20 protein-coding genes and 2 pseudogenes are annotated in these 21,515 nt (G+C 42.2%); 14 read left to right on the top strand and 8 right to left on the bottom strand.

Features of this window, described 5'->3' with window-relative positions; genetic code table 11:
- Positions 1 to 142 precede the first annotated feature (142 nt).
- The 6 genes from UYI_RS0125710 (at position 143) to UYI_RS37210 (ending at position 7,742) form a co-directional block, all read left to right on the top strand.
- On the top strand, positions 143 to 1,027 hold the full coding sequence (locus UYI_RS0125710) for a glycosyltransferase family 2 protein (RefSeq protein ID WP_016869559.1): 885 nt from the start codon (positions 143 to 145) through the stop codon (positions 1,025 to 1,027).
- Positions 1,028 to 1,793: 766 nt separating this feature from the next.
- Positions 1,794 to 2,567 carry a DUF502 domain-containing protein gene (locus UYI_RS0125705; RefSeq protein WP_016869558.1) on the top strand — a complete coding sequence of 258 codons (774 nt, stop codon included), beginning with the start codon at positions 1,794 to 1,796 and terminating at the stop codon, positions 2,565 to 2,567.
- A 102-nt stretch (positions 2,568 to 2,669) separates the two neighbouring features.
- A complete protein-coding gene (gene nusB / locus UYI_RS0125700; RefSeq protein ID WP_016869557.1) occupies positions 2,670 to 3,302 on the top strand; it encodes a transcription antitermination factor NusB in 633 nt (210 codons plus the stop codon).
- Between the two features lie 337 nt (positions 3,303 to 3,639).
- On the top strand, positions 3,640 to 5,241 hold the full coding sequence (gene ftsY, locus UYI_RS0125690) for a signal recognition particle-docking protein FtsY (RefSeq protein ID WP_016869555.1): 1,602 nt from the start codon (positions 3,640 to 3,642) through the stop codon (positions 5,239 to 5,241).
- 786 nt (positions 5,242 to 6,027) lie between these two features.
- The gene (locus UYI_RS0125685) at positions 6,028 to 7,425 is read left to right on the top strand and encodes a PP2C family protein-serine/threonine phosphatase (protein WP_016869554.1); all 1,398 of its coding nucleotides are present in this window, start codon (positions 6,028 to 6,030) and stop codon (positions 7,423 to 7,425) included.
- Between the two features lie 116 nt (positions 7,426 to 7,541).
- On the top strand, positions 7,542 to 7,742 hold the full coding sequence (locus UYI_RS37210; RefSeq protein ID WP_157226393.1) for a hypothetical protein: 201 nt from the start codon (positions 7,542 to 7,544) through the stop codon (positions 7,740 to 7,742).
- Here UYI_RS37210 and UYI_RS0125675 read toward each other — a convergent pair.
- The gene (locus tag UYI_RS0125675; RefSeq protein ID WP_016869552.1) at positions 7,739 to 8,773 is read right to left on the bottom strand and encodes a DUF2278 family protein; all 1,035 of its coding nucleotides are present in this window, start codon (positions 8,771 to 8,773) and stop codon (positions 7,739 to 7,741) included. The genes UYI_RS37210 and UYI_RS0125675 overlap by 4 nt on opposite strands.
- Positions 8,774 to 8,931: 158 nt before the next feature.
- On the opposite strand from UYI_RS0125675, the pseudogene UYI_RS33435 reads away from it, so the two are divergent.
- From UYI_RS33435 to UYI_RS39820, 4 genes and pseudogenes are all read left to right on the top strand, one after another.
- Positions 8,932 to 10,395: pseudogene (locus UYI_RS33435) on the top strand (AAA-like domain-containing protein); the annotation flags it as partial.
- A gap of 35 nt (positions 10,396 to 10,430) precedes the next feature.
- Positions 10,431 to 10,514, top strand: a pseudogene (locus UYI_RS40285) (hypothetical protein); the annotation flags it as partial.
- Positions 10,515 to 11,006: a WD40 repeat domain-containing protein gene (locus UYI_RS34245; protein WP_167325079.1), complete on the top strand. Its 492-nt coding sequence runs from the start codon at positions 10,515 to 10,517 to the stop codon at positions 11,004 to 11,006.
- A gap of 143 nt (positions 11,007 to 11,149) precedes the next feature.
- On the top strand, positions 11,150 to 11,275 hold the full coding sequence (locus UYI_RS39820) for a hypothetical protein (protein WP_268742328.1): 126 nt from the start codon (positions 11,150 to 11,152) through the stop codon (positions 11,273 to 11,275).
- Between the two features lie 136 nt (positions 11,276 to 11,411).
- On the opposite strand, the gene UYI_RS0125665 is transcribed toward UYI_RS39820, so the two are convergent.
- From UYI_RS0125665 to UYI_RS0125655, 3 genes are all read right to left on the bottom strand, one after another.
- Entirely contained in the window at positions 11,412 to 11,810 is a 399-nt protein-coding gene (locus UYI_RS0125665) for a PIN domain-containing protein (RefSeq protein WP_016869550.1), read from the bottom strand.
- The gene (locus UYI_RS0125660) at positions 11,807 to 12,049 is read right to left on the bottom strand and encodes an AbrB/MazE/SpoVT family DNA-binding domain-containing protein (protein WP_016869549.1); all 243 of its coding nucleotides are present in this window, start codon (positions 12,047 to 12,049) and stop codon (positions 11,807 to 11,809) included. The genes UYI_RS0125665 and UYI_RS0125660 overlap by 4 nt, the downstream gene beginning before the upstream one ends.
- A gap of 513 nt (positions 12,050 to 12,562) precedes the next feature.
- On the bottom strand, positions 12,563 to 13,795 hold the full coding sequence (locus tag UYI_RS0125655; protein ID WP_016869548.1) for a methionine gamma-lyase family protein: 1,233 nt from the start codon (positions 13,793 to 13,795) through the stop codon (positions 12,563 to 12,565).
- A gap of 84 nt (positions 13,796 to 13,879) precedes the next feature.
- On the opposite strand from UYI_RS0125655, the gene UYI_RS0125650 reads away from it, so the two are divergent.
- Entirely contained in the window at positions 13,880 to 14,695 is an 816-nt protein-coding gene (locus UYI_RS0125650; RefSeq protein ID WP_016869547.1) for an acyl-CoA desaturase, read from the top strand.
- An 83-nt stretch (positions 14,696 to 14,778) separates the two neighbouring features.
- Here the strand turns inward: UYI_RS0125650 and UYI_RS0125645 are convergent, their stop codons facing one another.
- The 4 genes from UYI_RS0125645 to UYI_RS0125630 form a co-directional block, all read right to left on the bottom strand.
- Positions 14,779 to 16,044, bottom strand: coding sequence for a glutamate-5-semialdehyde dehydrogenase (locus UYI_RS0125645; protein ID WP_016869546.1), 1,266 nt, complete (start codon positions 16,042 to 16,044; stop codon positions 14,779 to 14,781).
- Between the two features lie 4 nt (positions 16,045 to 16,048).
- Positions 16,049 to 16,456 (bottom strand): hypothetical protein, encoded by a 408-nt coding sequence (locus UYI_RS0125640; protein WP_009458157.1) that lies wholly within the window; start codon positions 16,454 to 16,456, stop codon positions 16,049 to 16,051.
- A 575-nt stretch (positions 16,457 to 17,031) separates the two neighbouring features.
- Complete coding sequence (locus UYI_RS40280) at positions 17,032 to 18,399, bottom strand: dCTP deaminase domain-containing protein (RefSeq protein ID WP_016869545.1); 1,368 nt, start codon at positions 18,397 to 18,399, stop codon at positions 17,032 to 17,034.
- A 285-nt stretch (positions 18,400 to 18,684) separates the two neighbouring features.
- The gene (locus tag UYI_RS0125630) at positions 18,685 to 19,221 is read right to left on the bottom strand and encodes a P-loop NTPase family protein (protein ID WP_016869544.1); all 537 of its coding nucleotides are present in this window, start codon (positions 19,219 to 19,221) and stop codon (positions 18,685 to 18,687) included.
- A gap of 359 nt (positions 19,222 to 19,580) precedes the next feature.
- On the opposite strand from UYI_RS0125630, the gene UYI_RS0125625 reads away from it, so the two are divergent.
- The 3 genes from UYI_RS0125625 to rph all read left to right on the top strand — a co-directional run bounded on the left by UYI_RS0125625 (position 19,581) and on the right by rph (position 21,333).
- Positions 19,581 to 20,135: an adenylate kinase family protein gene (locus tag UYI_RS0125625; RefSeq protein ID WP_016869543.1), complete on the top strand. Its 555-nt coding sequence runs from the start codon at positions 19,581 to 19,583 to the stop codon at positions 20,133 to 20,135.
- A gap of 4 nt (positions 20,136 to 20,139) precedes the next feature.
- Complete coding sequence (locus UYI_RS0125620; protein ID WP_016869542.1) at positions 20,140 to 20,343, top strand: hypothetical protein; 204 nt, start codon at positions 20,140 to 20,142, stop codon at positions 20,341 to 20,343.
- Positions 20,344 to 20,595: 252 nt separating this feature from the next.
- Positions 20,596 to 21,333 (top strand): ribonuclease PH, encoded by a 738-nt coding sequence (rph, locus tag UYI_RS0125615; protein ID WP_016869541.1) that lies wholly within the window; start codon positions 20,596 to 20,598, stop codon positions 21,331 to 21,333.
- The last annotated feature ends 182 nt before the right edge of the window (positions 21,334 to 21,515 follow it).

The raw sequence follows: 21,515 nt of genomic DNA, 5'->3' as shown, positions 1-21,515 counted from the left end.
CAATTCAAAATTCAAAATTTAGGAAGAGGGTATGAGGAGTGTGAGGAGTGGGGGGAGTGTGAGGAGAATAATATAATGACCAATGACAAATGACCAATGACTATTGACAATTGACTATTGACAATTGACTTAACAATTTCCAATGTTCTCAATCTATATATTGACTTATAACGAAGAACTAGATATTGCGGCTTGTATTGAGTCAGCAATGCTATCAGATGACATTATTGTTGTAGACTCATGCAGTAGCGATCGCACTGTAGAAATTGCCAGTAGTTACCCTGTTCGTGTTGTTCAACATGCCTTTGAAAGCCACGGTCGTCAACGCACTTGGATGTTAGAAAATATACCTCCAAACTATGAATGGGTGTATATTCTAGAAGCTGATGAACGCATGACGCCAGAACTATTCGCGGAATGCAACCAAGCACTGCAAAATCCAAGTTACATTGGTTACTACGTTGCCGAACGCGTAATGTTTATGGATACCTGGATTCGCCGCAGTACTCAGTATCCTCGTTACCAACTGCGGCTTTTCCGTCACGGTAAGGTTTGGTTTACAGATTATGGTCATACAGAAAGAGAAGTTTGTGATGGGGCAACAAGCTTTTTAAAACAAACCTACCCCCACTACACTTGTAGCAAAGGCTTGAGTCGTTGGGTTGAAAAGCACAACCGTTACTCCACTGATGAAGCTAAAGAAACCCTGCATCAACTAGAAAATGGAGAAATCCGCTGGTGGGATTTATTCTTTGGTCAGTCAGAAGTTGAACGCCGGCGTGCCCTCAAAGATTTGTCTTTGCGTCTACCAGCTCGACCCTTGCTACGTTTTATATATATGTATTTTCTCTTAGGTGGATGTCTGGATGGACGTGCTGGCTTGGCATGGTGTTCTTTGCAAACTTTCTATGAGTATCTTATCTTGCTCAAAATTTGGGAAATGAAGCATATGCCTATATCAAACCTAGATGCACAATCACCTGACAAAAAAGTAACAACAGTCAAAAAAAAGGGTGTAGGGGTGTGAAGGTGTAGGGGTTTTGGGGAAATATGATCAAAATAAATTGAGAAGCCACTACGGTAGACTCTTTGCCCAGTATAAACGAGTGAGGTTCTTGCCATCAGCAACTAGCGTTAAGTGGCGTGCGTGGGCTTGTATCTTTTTCCCTTGGGGCTAGTTTTACCTCTAGACCTCACACCCTCATACTCTTACTGTTAAGATAGTTAATATAATTTAATATTCTGGAAAGAAATTTTTTAGAATCGTCCACACTGATGTTGTCAGACTAGCTTGCTCAAGAGGTTGATTAAAACGCCATCTAATAAATACTTATAGAATAATAACCAGCTTGGGATTGCACGCGGTAGTATTAGAAATACCCCAAAAACTTGCAACAATCGTTTACAAGTTTTCAAAAGTAAATTAATGCTCTCTTGAGATTATCCAACCTTTATCAAGGTTGGTACAAGTCTAATAACCTTTGGTTAAGGGGGAAAGGACAAAGGGAGAAAAATAAGCATTTTCTCCTTTAACCTTTAACCCAACTGTATTGGGTATAAGTCTACATGCTTTGTGTTGCTATAAGGAACTGCAAACTCAATCAACCGATGAAAATTGGGTTTAGAGGTGAGGAGACAGTAAAGCAATATGTGAGCTTCTGGCTTCTGTTGCTGAATATTTTCATCAAGCTAGAAAAATATTTGTTCCTTAGCTAACTGTTTGCTGTATTTGACAGCAAATTACGACTTTTCAATGTCGAGGTCTGTCTTAGCTATTTGTTAAAACTGCTGTTATGAATATTGATAACAGAAATTCCCCAAGCTTAAAAAAGGAGAATCAAGGTTTGGTAATCGATCGCTGGAAGCAGGACTTAAAAAATGACCTGATTGCTGGTTTGTTGGTAGTGATTCCTCTAGCAACTACCATTTGGCTGACGATTACCATTGCTAGTTGGGTCATTAACTTTCTCACCCGCATTCCCAAGCAGTTAAATCCCTTTGATGGAATGCACCCCATCTTAGTAAATCTACTAGATTTATTAGTGGGGCTAATGGTGCCATTACTAAGTATTCTCCTAATTGGCTTGATGGCTAGGAACATTGTAGGGCGGTGGTTACTAGACTTTGGTGAGCGATTTTTACAGGCAATACCCCTGGCTGGGCAGGTATACAAAACCCTCAAGCAACTTTTAGAGACAATACTCAAAGATACAAATGGTAAATTTCGCCGTGTAATATTGGTAGAGTATCCTCGTCAGGGAATTTGGGCGATCGCTTTCGTTACTGGTGTTGTCAGCAACGATATCCAAGCGAATATGTCTCGTCCTATGCTCAGTATTTTTATTCCCACAACACCCAATCCTACCACTGGTTGGTATGCGGTAGTTCCTGAAGATGAGGTAGTCAACCTATCGATGTCGATAGAAGACGCCTTCAAAATTATTGTTTCTGGCGGCATTGTCTCACCTAACACTCCCCTACCTCCCGTCATTATTACCAAAGACCGTAAAGTAGAAGTATCACCTCTAGAAGCAAAACGGCAGGTTTTTCCTGTCGAAGATACTTAAAATTGATTAATGTAAATTAACAAGTAAACACTACTGATATACTGTTAACTCCGTTGATATTCACCTGACCCATACTCCTCATACATTCTTACTTAAATTAATATGCAACCCAGGAAACCTCGTCAAATTGCCCGCGAATTGGCACTTCTGAGCCTTTCTCAATTGCCAGGCAATCCCAAAAAATTAACTGAAGACCAACTACCAAAATTGGTACTAGCAGCAGTGCGCACCCTGCGCTCAGAAGTGCAAGATACTTTGGATAATGCTGTCGCCGAACTACAACGCAGTAATGATCGCCTCCTCAGTAGCGAAACTCGCGCTAGTGACCTCAATGTAGCCAGAACGATGGTTAAAGAGGCAATAACTTCTACTCAAACAGCAATTAACCAGTTAAGTGCAGCTGTTGAGTTTCCAGAATTAATTCAGTTAGCAAACCAAGATAAAGAAGTTAGCAGATACGCCATTGAAATAGTCAGAACAATCGACGAAGAACGCAAAAATATAGACCAGCAAATCAATGTAGCGCTAGTAGATTGGCAAGTGACTCGTCTGGCTCAAATTGACCGTGATATTTTACGAATTGCTGTAGCAGAAATACTATATTTGGGAGTCCCCAACAGTGTAGCAATTGATGAAGCTGTGGAATTAGCCAAACGCTACAGTGGAGATGAAGGTCATCGGTTTATTAACGGAGTTCTCCGCAGAGTCACACAGCAGCAAAAACAGCCTGTTTAGAGGAGGTGGGGAGATCGGGAGGTGGGGAACTCGGGGCCCCCACTCCCCCAAGGGAGTGGGGATTAGGGGGAGATGGGGAGAAAACAATTCAAAATTTAGGAAGAGGGTGTGAGGAGTGGGGGGAGTCAAAGAATTACCATTAATTACTAACTAATAACTACTAACTACTGTACAGACGTGCCATGGCACGTCTGGTACAACAACCACCAACCCTTCGGGTTCGTCAGTCGCTCATGGGGGACTCACCGGCCCCCACGACCGACAGGGAGTGGGGATTGGGGGAGGACCCCCCTTCTGCGCGCTGACTCACCACCAACCACCAACTACTAACTAAAATATGGCTTTTAATTGGTTTCGTCGTCAACATACTGATTCTTCTGATACTTCATCCCCAGAAAAACAGGCAGAAACTCCTGTCTCAACACCATCTCCTACAGAATCAGCCACAGCACCAACAACAGAAACAGAACAAGCTGTGGCAACAGATTTACTTGCTTTCGCGAAAGCTGCTTATAAAAATATTCAACAAAAGCAACAATCTCAGTCAGTAGAAACTCCAACTAGCGAGGAAACAACTGAGACTGTACCTGAGACGACATCTGAAACTACACCAGAAACATTACCCACAGAAAATGTCGAAACTGTAGCTGAAGTCACTGAAGTTACAGCACCAGAAGCACCAACAGAAACGACTCCCCAAACACCTGTTGTTACCTCAGAAGAAAACTTAGAAAATACATCAACTGAAGCAGTAACATCACCACAAGAAGAACCTGCTGGTTTATCTTTACTAGCAAAGGCAGCCGCAGAACGGCAAGCAAAACAAGAACGTTTAATCGCAACTGCGATCGAAGTCACAGAACCGGAAGAAGTAAAACCAGTTGAAGATGCGACTGAGGTTCTACAAACAGCCGAAGCTATACCAGAACTAGATTTTGATGAAGGATTTTTATGGTCAGCAGAAGTACTAGCAGCACAGGGTAGGCGGGCGGAAGATGTTTCAATTGAAGAAATTACCTGGCTTAAAAGGCTACGGCAGGGTTTAAGTAAAACTCGTCGTAATATTGTTAACCAACTCAAGGCAATTGTTGGTCAAGGGCCACTGAATCAAGCCGGGGTAGCCGAAATTGAGGCATTGTTGTTGCAGGCAGATGTGGGTGTGGAAGCAACAGATTATATTATCACCGCCTTGCAGAACAAACTGCGCGAAGAAGCTTTGCCACCAGAACAGGCGATCGCCTACCTCAAACAAATTCTCCGCGATATGCTGGAGCGACCGCTTGAAAAATCCCAAAAGCACTTTTTCGCGCCAGAAAAAGATGCTTTTAATATTTGGTTAATCACAGGGGTAAATGGAGCTGGTAAAACTACCACTATCGGTAAAATTGCTCACTTGGCACAAAAATCTGGCTATAAATGCTTGATTGGAGCAGCTGATACTTTCCGTGCTGCTGCTGTACAACAGGTGAAAGTTTGGGGCGATCGCAGTGGTGTAGAAGTAATTGCCAATCCTGGCAAGAATACTGATCCAGCGGCTGTTGTCTTTGATGCGATCGATGCAGCAATAGCACGGCAAACCGAATTACTTCTGGTCGACACCGCAGGTAGGCTGCAAAATAAGAAAAACTTAATGGAAGAACTCAACAAAATCCGTCGGATTATTAATAAAAAAGCACCCAATGCCAAAATAGAGTCATTGCTGGTATTAGATGCAACTTTAGGTCAGAATGGATTGCGTCAAGCTGAAGTTTTCTCAGAAGCGGCAGAACTCACAGGTGTAGTCCTGACGAAATTGGATAGCACCGCTAAAGGAGGTGTAGCTTTAGCTGTAGTGCAGCAGCTGGGTTTACCAATTCGCTTTATCGGCGCTGGTGAAGGTATTGAAGACCTACGTCCTTTTTCTAGCTATGAGTTTGTGGAAGCGCTTTTGAGTGGCTAGTAGGTTGAGGATCGGGGATCGGGGATTGGGTATTGCAGACAATCAACAACCAACAACTAACCACTAACAACTTTTTGATAACGACTGAAAAACCTCTGCTAGAATTGCAACTTAATTACTTTCTTTGAACAACTCTCAAAAGGGTTGTAAAATGTTGCTGCAAAATAGTTAATTAATCTAAGTCGATGGAAAAAGCAGTTAATCCTGCTTTCATCATGGCTGATTGTTGGCTTGCCAAATAATATTCTCTCGAGGTAGTTTAAAAAATGTCAATCTAATAACTGCGTAAAAACATCATTTTTAATGTAGAGGTGAAAAATCTTTGAGTTATGATTTTTCCGTAAGTCTTCTTTGTAACTTCTATTCGTGTATGAAAGAACATAGAAAGCATATTGACTTGCATGATGTCAACATGGTTAAGACCCCCTATGTATTTCACCCCACAGTGTTAATTGTGATATCTAAAAATCTATATCTATTTCTCGATAGCTTTTTATATCTTAAGGTATATGACTTATTCATAAAGTTATGAAAAAATTTAGTACCTTCTAATACTTAGTAAAAATGGCTGCTATTAATAGATCGGTTTTAAACTAAAAAACATCCCTTGAAATACTGACACTTGATAAAGAAATCAAATAGAAAATGAAATACTTCTAAAATTTACACTTACGTCTTTCTACTCTTGCTAAACTGACAAATCTTATCTAAATATGGTTTAGCGATTCTGAAGCTAGTTCATTTATTAGTAGTCTCAAATCTGCTTATTGAAGTTAAATAATACCTGTGCCTGTGCCTAAACTGCCTTCTGAACCTACCGACAGTAATAGTAGTGCCACAACAGATGTTACTCCAGTTGTGGCGCTGAAAGAACTTGTGGCAAGGCTGCACCGGGAGCAAAACAAAATCCAAGATTTGCTAAGTTCTTTAGGATTTGCCCTCAGAAGCTTCAATAACTTAAACCAGTTTTTGGAGTTAATCCCGCTAATGGCAACAAGAGTAACAGACGCAGACGGCAGCGCCCTGTTTCTCTACAAACCAAATGGTCAAGTTAGGCTAGAACAGCTACACTGGCAGGACAGTCGCCAAAGAAAAAATATCCGTAAAGCATTAGAGACAGTAAGTAGTCAAATTACATATCAGCAAAATGTATCTGGGCTAGCAACCACCACCAGTATTTTAGATGCCCAGATGCATTACCACTTGGGGCCGGATGTCCAAATCTTTGGTACGGCAATTCTAGTCAAGCACGTAGAAAGGGGATGGCTTTATGTTTTGAGCCGCGATCCTGACTATGGATGGACAGAAACCAGACAAAAGTTAGTTAGATTAGTGGCAGACCAAACGGCAGTCGCGATTGAAAACGATGAACTGGCTGTAGAACTAAGGAAAAAAGAACGCTTAGATCAAGAATTAGAAATTGGTGCTGAAATTCAACGGCGATTATTGCCACGTCAATGTCCTAGTATTCCGGGAGTAGTTCTGGCTGCACGCTGTAAACCAGCGAATCGTGTCGGTGGAGACTACTACGACTTTGTTCCTACCAATCACAACTTAATTTTGCCGCCCAATGCCAGAGAAACTGCGGAATCTAGTCGTTGGGCTTTGGTGATTGGTGATGTGATGGGAAAAGGAGTCCCCGCAGGTCTAATTATGACTATGATGCGGGGAATGCTACGGGGTGAGGTGCTGCATAGTAACACCCCAGCACAGATTTTGCAAAACTTAAATCGAGTCATGTATGCGGATTTAGAAAATTCTAACCGCTTCGTGACGTTGTTTTATTCAGAATATGACCCGAAAACCAAGTTGTTATCCTATAGTAACGCAGCACATAACCCTCCCATGTGGTGGCACGCTAGTACGAAAACAGTGACGCGTTTGGATACTCTGGGGATGTTAATTGGTTTGGATGCTAATAGCCAATACGAAGATGGTCAAGCACGGTTAGAGCCAGGAGATACAATTATTTACTATACAGATGGCTTGACTGATGCCGCAGCCGCTAGTGGCGATCGCTTTGACGAAGAAAACCTCGTTCGTGAATTCAGCCTTGCTTGTAGATATTGTAATGGCCCAGAGGAAATACTAGATTACTTATTTGAGCGAGTGCAACAATTCATCGGTGCTGAAAAACAGAACACCGATGATATGACGCTGGTGGTATTGCAAGTTATTAATTAGTTAGTTGTTAGTTGTTGGTTGTTAGTTGTTGGGTGTTTGTTCCAACCAACAACCAACAATCAACCACCAACATTTAGTAGTTAGGTGTTTGTTGTTTGTTGTTGGGTGTATATTGTTTGTTCCAACCAACAACCAACAATCAACAATCAACAACCAACAACCAACAATCAACAACCAACAACCAACAATCAACCACCAACAACCAACAATCAACCACCAACAATCAACCACCAACAACCAACAACCAACAATCAACCACCAACAATCAACAATCAACCACCAACAATCAACAATCAACCACCAACAACCAACATTAAAATACTGTCGTCCACCCTTCCTCTTGAGTATCTTTCTTCGTGTAGGAAACACCATCAACTTTAATACCTTCTTGATTGAGAAGAGATATAGTTCCACCCTTGTTGGAAAACTGAACATCTTTTCCACTCAAAGGCACTTGCACAACTCCACCAGGTTCAATTTTGAATCCATCTAAACTGACTTTTTGTTTGAGTTGGTTGACGATCGCCCAACCTGTTAAATCTACTTTTTGCGGTGAAGAGTTAATTAAAGTGATTGATTCTTTGCCGAAATCTTCTCCACTAGGATTAAGTAGGGCGGCAATAATTCTTACCTGTGGCTTCACTGCTGGGGTGTCTGGTATTTCTGGTTCAGTTCCTACATTCTGATCGATGGGATTACCAGTTTTGTCATCTGTATGGAAGGACTGAGATTGGAATGCAAAAAAGGCAGCAACCCAATACTCTTGAGGACTAGATTTATAGTGAATTAATAACGCTCCATCTTGGTAAACCCCATTATCCTTTTGAAACCTACCACTGCTACCTTGGTTCATGTGTATGTCATGAACACCTCTACCTGGTTTGAAACCAAATATTTTATCAGGCTTATCTTCTGGCCCCCAGGGTTCACCAAAAACGTAGATATCAGCTTTCGTTTCAATTGCTCTTTGGATGTATGAGTCAATAAACTCGTTGAGGTCGTTATTTTCTCCAGGAAGACTGTAAGGCAAAGCTTTCATCTCATTGACTTTAAATAAATTGCCCCGGATGTAATCCAGGGCAATTCCTCCGGCTTGTCTTTGAGAAACTTCAATTTTGTTAAACCCAAAGTCTAATTTTTTCAGCTTTTCAGTAATGTAGTGTTCAAAATTACTATCGATTAAATACAACAAATCATAGGGTTGCTGAACTGACCGAACGTTGATTGCCAAGCGATAGTCAAATTTACCATCGTTGGCATGTACTTGATAGTGTGGAGAATCATCGTCGAGTTCCATCTTGCCAGCGAGCGCCTGACACTTTAATACACCGTAATCTTTCAAACCCATAATTACTGCCCTTGTGATGAAAGTGACTAAGTTTTTTTCTGTTGCTTAAGTTTAGTGCTTACCAATCAACGCTAATATCTAGTTTTGGAATAACAAAGAGCGATCGCTACTCCAATAACGGTTTCATATCTTACTTTGCTTTTTTCTTAATCACCTGAGTGTTTCTATTAATTCTTCGTATTATTGATTACAATAATTTACCTAGTCTCGAAACAGTTTTACTTGCGAGAATTACTGACAAAATTATTATTTTTATTGATGAAATAGATAGCATTCTCAGCATTCAATTCAATTTAGATGATTTTTTTGCTGTGATTCGCGACTGTTACAACCGTCGTGCTGACCAACCAGCATACAAGCGTTTAACGTTTGCATTAATTGGAGTTTGTACGCCTTCCGATTTAATAGGGGATAAGCGAAGGACACCATTTAATATTGGTAGGGCAATTGATTTAACAGGGTTTCAACTTGAAGAAGCGCAGCCATTGGCAAGGGGACTTGCAGCAGTAGGTGATCCACAAGAATTAATGCAAGCCGTGTTGGAGTGGACAGGTGGACAGCCGTTTTTGACGCAGAAGGTTTGTAAGTTGGTAGGAAATCGGGGATTGGGGATTGGGGATGAGGAGGACAAGGAGGACAGGGGAGACACGGGGGAAATTTTGTCTGCTTCGTCTTTTGTGGAACGTTTGGTGCGTCAGCGGATTATTGAAAATTGGGAAATGCACGATGAACCGGAGCATTTGCGGACTATTCGCGATCGGCTGTTGCGGAGTAGTGAACAGCGGACTGGGCAATTATTGGCTTTGGCTCAACAGATTCTACAACAGGGAGAGATTGCAAGTGATAATAGCCCGGAACAAACAGAGTTGCGGTTAACAGGGTTGGCTGTAAAACGTGGTGGCAAACTGTTAATTTATAACCGCATTTATCAAGAAGTATTTAATCAACAATGGTGTGAGCAACAATTAGCAAAACTCCGCCCTTATGCCAGTGAAATTAATGCTTGGATGGCTTCTGAGTGTGAAGATGAATCGCGTTTATTGCGGGGACAAGCTTTGCAAGAAGCTTTACAGTGGGCAAGTGGCAAGAACTTGAGTAGTGTGGATTATCAGTATTTATCTGCTAGTCAGGAATTTGATAAGCGGGAAGTTCAACGCGCTTTGGTAGCAGAACAGGAAGCAAATCAACTTTTGGCACAGGCGCGACAACAGGCGGAAAAGGCTTTAGAGACAGAAAGGGAAGCGAATCAGGTATTAGCAAATGCCCAAAAGAAGGCGAGGCGGATTTTATTGGGGACTACAACTGCCGCAGTTATTTCTTTAGCATTGGCTGGATTTGGTTGGCAACAATTTAGAACAGCGCAAACTGTTACACGCTTGGAACAATCATCTGCGCGTTTGTTGCGATCATCTCAGTTTCCTGGGTTGGAAAATTTAATTGAGGCTATAGAACCAGCAAAAGACCTAAAACAAATAGTCAAAGATAATCGCTCATTGACAGAATATCCAACTGTCAGCCCCCTATTAGCTTTGCAAACTACTCTCGAAAATATCCGAGAGAAAAATCAGTTGAGGCATAATGATTCGGTCAACAACGTGGTATTTAGCCCGGATGGCAAGACTGTGGCGACTGCATCAGCTGACGGCACAGCTAAGTTGTGGAATCTCCAAGGGCTACAAATTGCCACTCTCAAGCAAACGGTTCGGTCTACGACGTGGTATTTAGCCCGGATGGCAAGACTGTGGCGACTGCATCAATTGACGACACAGCCAAATTGTGGAATCTCCAAGGGCTACAAATTGCCACCCTCAAGCATAACGGTTCGGTCAGAAATGTAGTGTTTAGCCCGGATGGCAAGACTGTGGCGACTGCATCAATTGACGACACAGCCAAATTGTGGAATCTCCAAGGGCTACAAATTGCCATCCTCAAGCATAACGATGAGGTCAACAACGTAGTGTTTAGCCCAGATGGCAAAACTATTGCGACTGCATCAAGTGAAGGTGCTGTCCGCTTATGGACGCAGGTAGGGGATGATTGGCAGCAGTTGGCTGAATATCAGGGTAGAGACGGAGTGCTTAACCCAGATGGTAAGTTAATAACGGTTGTTGTAGATAATACTGTGCAGTTGCGTCCGGTTGAGGGTTTAGATGAACTGCTGGCGCGGGGGTGCGATTGGCTGAGAGATTACTTTGCTAGCCATCCTGATGTGCCTAATGAGGCGTGCCGATGAGAGGATGGGGAAAGGTGGAATAGAAGCTTGGTGAATGAGTATTAGAACTTCTTTTTTGAGTGTTTGAGACTCGTCGTTGAGTGTTTGAGACTCGTCGGCGAGTGTTTGAGCCTCGTCGATGAGCGTTTGAGCCTCGTCGTCGAGTGTTTGAGCCTCGTCGTCGAGTGTTTGAGCCTCGTCGTCGAGTATTTGAGACTCGTCGTCGAGTGTTTGAGACTCGTCGTCGAGTGTTTGAGACTCGTCGTCAACTATTAGAAGCTCGTCAATGAGTGTTTGAGCCTCATTAATGAGATTAATGTGACTTTGATAAATATTATTAGTGGGTCATGAATTTTTAGTACAGCACCACCGATGAAAATCTTTATTCCTTCTGCCTTCTGCCGTCTGCCTTCTGCCTTTCTTCGGTCAAAGTAAACGAATTCCCTGAGTTCCTTGCAACTTTGCATCAAATGTAACGGTTTCACTGCATCCCGCTTGTTCGTTTAACTTTCCAATTAGATAATCAGAGAAATCTGCTTTTCCTTTTTTCATCTGCTGTAATGACCACAAAGCGGCTTCTCTGTTTTCAAAATCAAAAGCATCTGTTTTCAGTATTTTCTCGATAACGTCGGTAATTTCAATACGACTAAGTTTGTAAGAAGTTTTTAGTACCCAGACAAGTTCACATAAAACAATGTTGTTGATAAAACAAGTTTCACCGCTTGCCTTAACCTGTTTAATATATTCATCTGCTAGTTTCCATTGTTCCAAATCATCCCGTACAAGATAACGAACAATAACATTTGTATCCAGCCCCTTGCTCACAAGCTACCACCACACTGTTCAATTGCTTCATTCATCTGTTCAACAGATACAGCCTTTCTTCCTGGCTTGTAGAGAACACCAGATAAGTCTTCAACATGAACATTCAATGGTTGAATATATACTCTACCGTCAGCTTCAATAAAGAAACTAATGCGATCGCCTGGACGTAAGTTCAGTTTCTCGCGGATTTCCTTAGGGATAGTTGTCTGACCTTTACTAGTAATTGTGGCAATAGACATATTTTTTCCTTACAATAAACATAATTTCTTACTTTATTGTAAGAATTAAACTTGAATTAAGTAAAATAGGGATTTATTGCACTAATTGCAATAGCCCAAGTCTACTAGTTCATCGCCTCAATTCTGAGGGGTTGGGTAAAAAACCGCACCAGGACGCAGCGAAAAGTTTGTAGACGCTTTGCGGCTTCCCGTAGGGTGCTAGGGCTTGGGGCGTTAGCGTAAGCTCCACTCTAACGAGAAGCCGCCCTACAGGCGTCTACGCGATAGCGAGGCTCAAAGCTTTTCAACAGAGAGAACGCAAAGGAAGAGTGACATGTAGAGACGTTACAGTGCAACGTTTCTACATGTCCAAAATTATGACGAAAAATCCTTAACTGAACCGTATTGCCTTTTAACCCACTTCGATGGGTTTTGGCTATTAGCCCGCAGTTTACTTGCGGGCGATATCGTGGCAAAACTCACGTTAAATTATTGCTGGACAATGCACCCTATTTTTGACAATGGACAATTGACTTAGTTTGCTACTCCTACCGCCTCAATTGCGGCTTCTAAAGCGATCGCTACATGAGTCCAATGGGTGCCGCCTTGGCAGTAAACTACATACGGTTCTCGTAATGGCCCGTCAGCCGAGAACTCTAATGTGCTACCCTCAATAAATGTCCCGCCAGCCATGACGACTTTGCTTTCGTAACCTGGCATTTGATCAGGAATGGGGTCTAGATAAGAACCAATGGGTGAATTTTGTTGTATCGCTTTACAAAAGGCAATTAGCTTCTCGGCAGAACCGAGTTTAATTGCCTGGATCACATCACGCCGGGGAGCAAGAGGTGCGGGATTAACTGGATAACCAAGCTTGTCAAAAATATAACCTGTAAGGTGCGTACCTTTCATGGCTTCTCCTACCATCTGAGGTGCGAGAAATAAGCCTTGGAAGAGCAAACGATTTTGATCAAAGGTCGCACCGCCGTAACTACCAATACCAGGGGCAGTCAGCCGACACGCAGCCGCTTCTACCAAATCCGCGCGACCGGCAACGTAACCACCAGCAGTGACAATGGTTCCACCAGGGTTTTTAATCAAGGAACCTGCCATTAAATCAGCGCCTACGTGGGTAGGTTCACTGGTTTCGATAAATTCGCCGTAGCAATTATCAACAAAACAAATCGTGTTGGGATTTTGCTGCTTGACTAAATTAATAATTTTTTCAATATCGGCAATTGACAGACTAGGACGCCAAGAATACCCACAAGAACGCTGAATTAGAACTAAAGTAGTGTTATCCTCCACCGATCGGCTTAATGCTTGCCAATCCACTGTTCCTTCTGGGGTAAGATTCAATTGGCGATAGCGAATGCCAAAATCTATAAGGGAGCCTTGACCATGACCCCGTAAACCTATTACTTCTTCTAATGTATCATAAGGAGCGCCAGCTACTGAGAGCATCTCGTCGCCAGGACGGAGGACACCAAATAGGGCACAAGCGATCGCGTGAGTTCCAGATACAAACTGCACTCGCACAGCCGCCGCCTCTGCGCCCATAACTTCGGCAAAGACTTTGTCTAAAGTTTCTCGCCCTAAGTCATCATGACCGTAGCCTGTGACACCTGCAAAATGGTGAGCGCCTACTCGATGATGGCGAAAAGCACTTAACACTCTGTAAAGATTTCTCTTGACCTGAGCGTCAATTCCAGAAAAAATCTGTATCAGTGCCTGTTCTGCTTGCCGCAGCTGTTCCAAGCTGTTCATTAGTTCCTCATTCACAAAAAAACATAATATGCGGATTTACGGATCGCGCAGACTAGGCTGAACAATTCCTATTCAGGTTACTGCATGACAATTGCTACATCAACAAAATCCCGAAGCCATTTAGTACACATTACATTCTTAAGTGTTTTGCACGCTGCTGCGTTGCTTGCCCTGTTTCCCGCTTTCTTTAGCTGGAAAGCAGTTGGTGTGTGCTTGTTTCTCCATTGGGTAACAGGTGGCTTAGGTATTACTCTGGGCTATCACCGCCTCGTCACCCACCGTAGTTTTCAAACCCCTAAGTGGCTAGAATACTTCCTTGTTTTGTGCGGAACCCTTTCCTGCGAAGGAGGCCCAATAGAATGGGTCGGTATGCATCGGATGCATCATTTGTACTCAGATAAGGAGTTAGATCCCCATGATTCCAACAAAGGTTTCTGGTGGAGCCACATGGGTTGGATGTTTTATCATTCACCACTTCAGCCAGAAGTACCTCGCTTTACAAAAGATATCGGCGATGACCCAGTTTATCAGTTTTTCCAAAATAATTTAATTTGGCTCCAAGTAGCTCTAGGTGTAGTACTGTTTTTGCTGGGTGGCTGGCCTTTTGTAATCTGGGGAGTTTTTGTTCGCCTAGTCTTCGTATGGCATTGCACCTGGTTGGTTAATAGTGCTACCCATAAATTTGGTTATCGTACTTATGAATCAGGCGATCGCTCAACAAATTGTTGGTGGGTTGCTTTATTAACTTACGGTGAAGGTTGGCATAATAACCACCATGCTTTTCAGTATTCAGCCCGTCACGGACTGCAATGGTGGGAAATTGATATGACTTGGATGACTGTTAAGTTCCTACAAGCACTTGGTCTAGCCACGAATGTGAAGTTGGCAGACAATAAATAGGATGGTGGGGAGATAGGGAGTTGGGGAGATGGGGAGAAAATACTACACCCCATCACCCCATCACCCCATCACCCCATTCTTTTCTAAAACCTTCCGTTTCCCTGCACAATATGTTTGACTGTAGTCAGGCTTTCTAAGCTGATAAAGCCACGTCGATGACCTTTCTGGTTGGACATACCCAGAAATACGCCATCTCCCCGTGCAGGGTTACGGGTAAAACGGGGCGAAGCATTGATGTAACTAGAGGCGCTGTTGACTCCTAAAGCAAATTGCCGACTTTCTTGATAAGATTCTGTGACGATGCAGTCGGCGTGACCACTGCTGTACTGATTAATCCAGGCGATCGCTGCCTCTAAACTATCTACTAGTTTAAAAGCTATTGTTTTGTTTAAATAAGCACTTCCCCATTCCCCATCTTTAGCTAGTTGTAGCTGCCCAAAGGCTTCTACTAATTCCGCGTCTCCTCTTATTTCAAAGCCTTTTTCTTGCAAGCTGTTCCACAGGGTAATTAAAGATGATGGCATCGCTTGCCGATGAATCAAAACTTTTTCGATCGCATTCACCGGATCTGGTTCGCTACAATGGCTATCCACAATCATCCAGCGCACCATTTCTAAGCTGCCATTGAGTGACCAATAAAGGTAACAATTACCCATTGCGGATCTCAGCACTGGTGCTGTAGAGTGCCGCACCACTTGCTGTACCAAACTTGCGCGTCCGTAGGGAATGACTAAGTTTAAGTAATTATCTTGACTGACCAAATCACGAATTGAAGCACCATGTTCAGTCTGGATCAATTCTATACAACCAGGGGGTAAACCAGCATCAGCGATACCAGCTTGTAAAGCATCAGCGATCACTGCGTTAGAGTGGCTAGCTTCTGTACCACCTTTAAGAATCAAACAATTACCCGTTTTGATGCATAAACCCGCAGCGATCGCACCTAACTCTGGAAACGCTTCATAAATAAATGCGATCACACCCAAAGGCATTAGCTGTGTGTAAGTCTGAGAGTCTTCCAGTTGGTAGTCAGCACTACGCACTCGCCGCAGTGGATCTGACAATTCTCCTAGTCGTTGCAAAATCTCTACAGTTGCTTCCAGACGTTTTGGTGTTAGCTTTAGCCAATCCAAAATCAAATCTGGTATGGCCATTTCCCGACTAGCCTCTAGATCCAAAGTATTAGCTTCTAGAATGTCATCAAAAGAACGTTTGATCGCCTCTGCCATCGCCAAGACGGCGCGACTACGATCTGTCCCTTTGGTAATTCCTAACTTTAAAGAAGCAGCATAGGCACGTTTAGTGCTGGAGATTGCTTCGGGGCTATCATCAAAAGCATCCACTGTCATTGAATCAACGTCTGTAGGTAAGCCAGACCATCAGTGCGGGTAAAATTGCCAATAGTACTGCCACCATTGCCCAAGCGATTATACTTGAACCACTTGCCAATCGCAGTGCTAATGGCAACCATATAATCACTAGCACGAAAATAATGCCAAGCGCTACCGGCAGATAGCTTTCTCCTAAACGCGGATGGACAACTTGCCAGCTTGAACCTGTCCAGCGCCAAGCGCGTTTGTAAGGATAGGTAGTAGAAAGCTGTTCTAGGACAAAACCATTATCTTCCACTACAAAGATTTGCTGACAGCGATCGCATCCAAATGCTTCTGTAAGGGTAATCGGAACTAATCGTCCCCGACGACGGCAGGGACAAGGGTATTCGCTATTAAAATCAAGTTTTTCGGGTTTTTGAGATTGCACAAGGAATCTTAATAACTTGAGCGGTGTTTATCTACAGCAGGAGAAGATTATCCTCTTATTAAGATTTTTGAGGTTAGTTACTCTCCTTTAAACTTTTCTTATAACAATTTAGCCAGTTGTGTGCTTCTTGCCTACAGAATATATTTTGATTCAATCTAGAGACAAAAAAGGTTTGCACCTGACAATAAAAGGAATTGCACTGAATCTTTCTTAATTAAGTGTAGTGCATCCTACACAGTTCTTGTTTTGAGAATCGATATTCAGCAACTTTCATTGAGAAAGTAGCCGTCTCTTGAGAAAGCGATCTTAATTCTCAGGCGTTCCTTGTTAAAACACTCTTAGGTATAAAATAGTGCATTAAGAATAGGTTAGGAAGCCACTGCGGGGGGTTCCAACAGTTGTAGCAAGTGGCGTTTGACGCAAGGAAACCCAACTTATCTTAATAATGTTGGGTCTGGAAAACTCAACCCAACCCACAAAATAAATACGCATTATTTTAGTCGTGTCAGTCCACTACTTAATATTTACTTTCATAAATAAGTTATAAGGTGTGTTACGTTAACACACCTTCAAAACTAGACTTTAGCAAGAGTCACTTTTTCTTGCTGATCCTGATATTTACCCTGGCGTGCTTCATAACTAATAGCGCAGGGTTCGCCTTCTAAAAATAGTAATTGCACAACGCCTTCATTAGCATAAATCCGACAGTCAGCACTAGAAGAATTAGAAAATTCTAAAGTTAAATGACCGCGCCATGCAGCCTCCGCAGGAGTTAGATTTGCGATTATGCCACAATTATGCACAAAAACTCCTGCTTCTAAGGCAAAATTACCTGCTTCAGGTACGGTTAGACAATAAACATCATGAATACCAGGTATTTCTTTCACAGATATAACCTTGTGGTTTTTAAGAGGATGACTTTGTGATATACCTGTAAACGCTTGTATAACTTCTGGAAATCGCCTAAACACAGAGCGATCGCAAGCATTCCATTCAACATTTTGTTTGAGTCTGGCAATAGCTTCTCTAATAGATTCGACCTGTGCATCATGATCAAACTCATCACCATAGTTTTCCTGGTTATGTAGTCGAATGTGTGCTGAAGCATCCATCCTGGCAATATTCCAGGGATTATTATTCAAACGATTAAAGTCAACATGATGGCGGTGAGTATTAGGAGTGTCCTCGTAAATTTCGTAATATAAATTCCACTCATCACTCAATCGATGAGTCGGGTAAAGATGACCGTTAAGCGGTTGATACACCATCTCATAACCACGAGCAATTTGACGGTAAAGAGGCATTAAAGAATCTTGTGGTCTGAGATTATGAGCCTCAACCATTCGACCATCTCTAGTCATAAAAAGATGATCGGGTGTACAAAATATTGATTCGTTATTGTCTAAAGTCACTTCTAATAAAGAATCTCGACCGATATATCTCGGATTTTCTAGTAGAGTGACTATTATTCTTCCATGTTGACCAATACTATACCCCCAAAATTTTTCTCCATTTTCAGAGCGTTCAGCCATTTCCTCTAACGTTGGAGATGTACCATCAACTAGAGCTACACGAGTATCTCCTCTAAAACATCTTGCATAAGTGCTTTTACCTATACAAATCACTGTAATATTGTCTGGCACTTCCAACCTTTCCAAAGCAACCCCCAAACCATAGGAGTGTGCAGGTAAGATGAAGTAACTGCCATTGGAATCTGTATGCAGTGGTGTTGGTTCCAAATTGTGAGGATTAAAGTTTTTGGGATCAACAACAGTTCCAGGAATGTGGCGAAAAATTCGGAACTCAACAGGAGAAAGCCGTATATCATACCCGTAAGAAGACAAACCATAGCTGATAACACGGCGTAAGTGTGGAGCATCTGAATCTTTAATTTCTCGAATCAGACTTGGCTCAAAGGGGTGAATCATAGCCTTTTGAGCCATTTGAGAAATCCAAATATCGTTCTTAATCACAAGTTGAGAATAATCAAAAAACCAAAGTATATAGAATATCCTGAATTGGGAATAGGGGATAGGTGATTAGGGATCGAGTTAGGGAGAAATAATATTTATTTTCTTTAATTCCTAATTTCCTGTTCCTAGTGGTCTGTCCCATTAATTTTTATGGGCTGCAAGATCCCCGACTTTTTTAAAAAGTCGGGGATCTGACCCCTCGCAAAGAGTCAGAACGAATGACACAAACCACTAAATCCCCTATTCCCATTCACCTCAAGGTTGATGACTGCGACGGATCTCTGTGATTTGATCTGCCACCTCTAGAATCGACTTGGGCATATCTGGCCCTGTGAGAATGATATCGACATGAGCAGGACGTTTTGCCAAAAAGGCTAGAACTTCCGTTTCTGGAATCAAGCCAAAGTTAATCGCTAAACTTAACTCATCTAGGACAACGAGAGAATACTTAGTTTCACATACGACCTTTTGTGTATGTTGCCACAACTTTTGTAAGGCTTGAGCTTCGCTTTCGTCGAGGTGTGGTGTATCGATACAACGAGGTAAATCACAACGAATCCAATCTAAATTTTGTCCCAACCTAATCGGCCGTTGATGTCCTTGATTTATGCCTCCTTTGAGAAATTGCACCACTAACACTGGCGTACCTTGACCAGCGATTCTCAGTGCTTGAGCCATAACACTAGTAAAAAAACTACGATGCGTACTCGTGAAAACTTGTACTAGTCCTTCTATCGAGTATGGTAGGCTGAGTGTCAAATTTTCGTTTGGGGTTTCTAGCTGGACAACCATAATTGAATATAAAAAAATACAATAGATTAAAGCGTTTTCGCGGAGGTTTGTTCTAGTAAGTCTGCTTGTATAATCAAACTATTTTTAAGATGTGTAGTTTATTTGGCAAGTTGCATTCTTAGTCAAACACTACCTATGTATTGAAGTCAAGGTTTGTGAAGATTTTATTTTTGGTTCGACTTATGAAAATATTGGTAAAAATTAAAACACACATTTTAAAGTTTCAATCAAAAGAAAAAATTAGGTAAATTGCTAAATCTTCTGAAAAATTCCGAAATTTTTCAGATATTAAATTTTTTTTAACTCAGCAAAACAGACTTAGACAGTTGTGAAATTGACAAGACTAGGAGTTTAGTGTTGTGAGATTAGTGATTGTGGGAGGTTCAGGATCTGGGAAAAGTACTCAAGCGCACAAGCTATGTACTCAATTGGAAATCCCTTTGATTGCAACAGGTGAACTATTGCGTCAAGCAATTGCTAACTTTACCAACTTGGATCGCTTTGCACAACCATATATGGCAACAGGGGAGTTAGTGCCAGATGAGGTGATTATTGAATTTATCCTGAATCAACTCAAGCAGCCTGACGCTAAACGTGGTTGGGTGTTAGAAGGTTATCCTCGTACAGCCTTTCAAGCAGAAGAATTAGATTTTTTATTGGATCAGTTAGGACAACAATTAACCTGGGCAATTTATCTACAAGTACCACAAGCTGTTATGGTTAGCCGTGCTTTGGGGCGTTCTCTTCCAGATGATCAACCAGAAATTGTCCAACGTCGTGTTGAGTTATTTTACGATCGCACCATCCCGATCTTGGAATATTACGACCGTCGCCGCCGCCTCCTAACTATTAACGGCGACCAATCACCAGAAATGGTGCTACACAGTATTATGAGTCTGCTTTCTGTTTGTTAAGTTAGTGGTTGGTTGTTGGTTGTTGGTTGTTGGTTGTTGGTTGTTGGTTGTTGATTGTTGGTTGTTGATTGTTGGTTGTTGGTTGTTGGTTGTTGGTTGTTGGTTGTTGGTTGTTGGTTGTTGGTTGTTGGTTGTTGGTTGTTGGTTGTTGATTGTTGGTTGTTGGTTGTTGGTTGTTGGTTGTTGGTTGTTGATTGTTGATTGTTGATTGTTGGTTGTTGGTTGTTGGTTGTTAGTAGGTAGAGACGCGATGTTCCTCGCCTCTCTACATTAGTGGTTAGTGGTCATTTGTCACTATTTATTCTGCTCACACTCCCCACACTCCTCACACTCCTCACACTCCCCACACTCCCCACCTCCCCACACTCCCCAATCCTTAGATAGTTGTTTAAATTTATTCAAAGTGTGACTTGAAAGGATACTCTGAAAGCAGTGTCTTATAAAATTTGAGGCTACTGCAATGGTTTGGCAGCGTCCAGACGGTCGGCAACCTTATGAACTCCGTCCCGTTACCTTTTATCAAGACTTTACTCGCTTTGCCTGTGGTTCTGTTTTGGCAATTGCTGGTGAGACGAAAGTGCTGTGTAATGTCAGCGTGATTGAAGGAGTCCCTAAGTTTCTTGCTGGTACTGGCAAAGGTTGGCTCACTGCTGAGTACCGCATGTTACCTACTGCTACTCACCAAAGGCAAGAACGAGAATTTTTGAAATTATCTGGACGAACTCAGGAAATTCAACGTTTAATCGGACGTAGTCTACGAGCAGCAGTAGATTTAGAATTACTGGGAGAACGTACGCTGACTGTGGACGCAGATGTTTTGCAAGCAGATGCCGGCACTAGAACCACAGCGATTACAGGCGGTTTTGTAGCTCTTGCACACGCAATTTCTAAGTTATTGCAGCAGGGGGTTTTAGAGCGATCGCCCCTTGTTGGACAGGTAGCAGCTGTTTCTGTAGGCTTATTACAAGGAGAGCCTTTTTTAGATTTGAACTACATTGAAGATGTTGCCGCTACAGTAGATTTTAATGTGGTAATGAATCAGCACTTAGGAATTATTGAAGCTCAAGGAACTGCGGAAGAAGGCTGTTTTAGCCGTTCCCAGCTGAATCAGCTTTTAGATTTTGCTGAAAAAGGAATTCAAAACTTATTAGCTGCCCAACGAGAAGCGATCGCTGATTGGCATCAAATATATCAGTGAACAGTTATCAGTTATCAGTTTTTAATAACTGTTCACTGTCATTGTTACTGATGATTTTTATTAAGATTCGGCAAGATTTTATTAAATTGCCGTAATTGGTTTGAATAAACAAGTGTTAAACCCTTCAGGAAGTCCAAAGTCCAGGGTCAATTGTCAATTGTCCAGAGTTTTTACAAATGACC

The sequence above is a fragment of the Fischerella muscicola PCC 7414 genome (genome assembly GCF_000317205.1).
Taxonomy (GTDB): domain Bacteria; phylum Cyanobacteriota; class Cyanobacteriia; order Cyanobacteriales; family Nostocaceae; genus Fischerella; species Fischerella muscicola.
The sequence above is the reverse complement of the archived record's forward strand: the minus strand, read 5'-3'. Positions and strand labels throughout refer to the sequence as shown.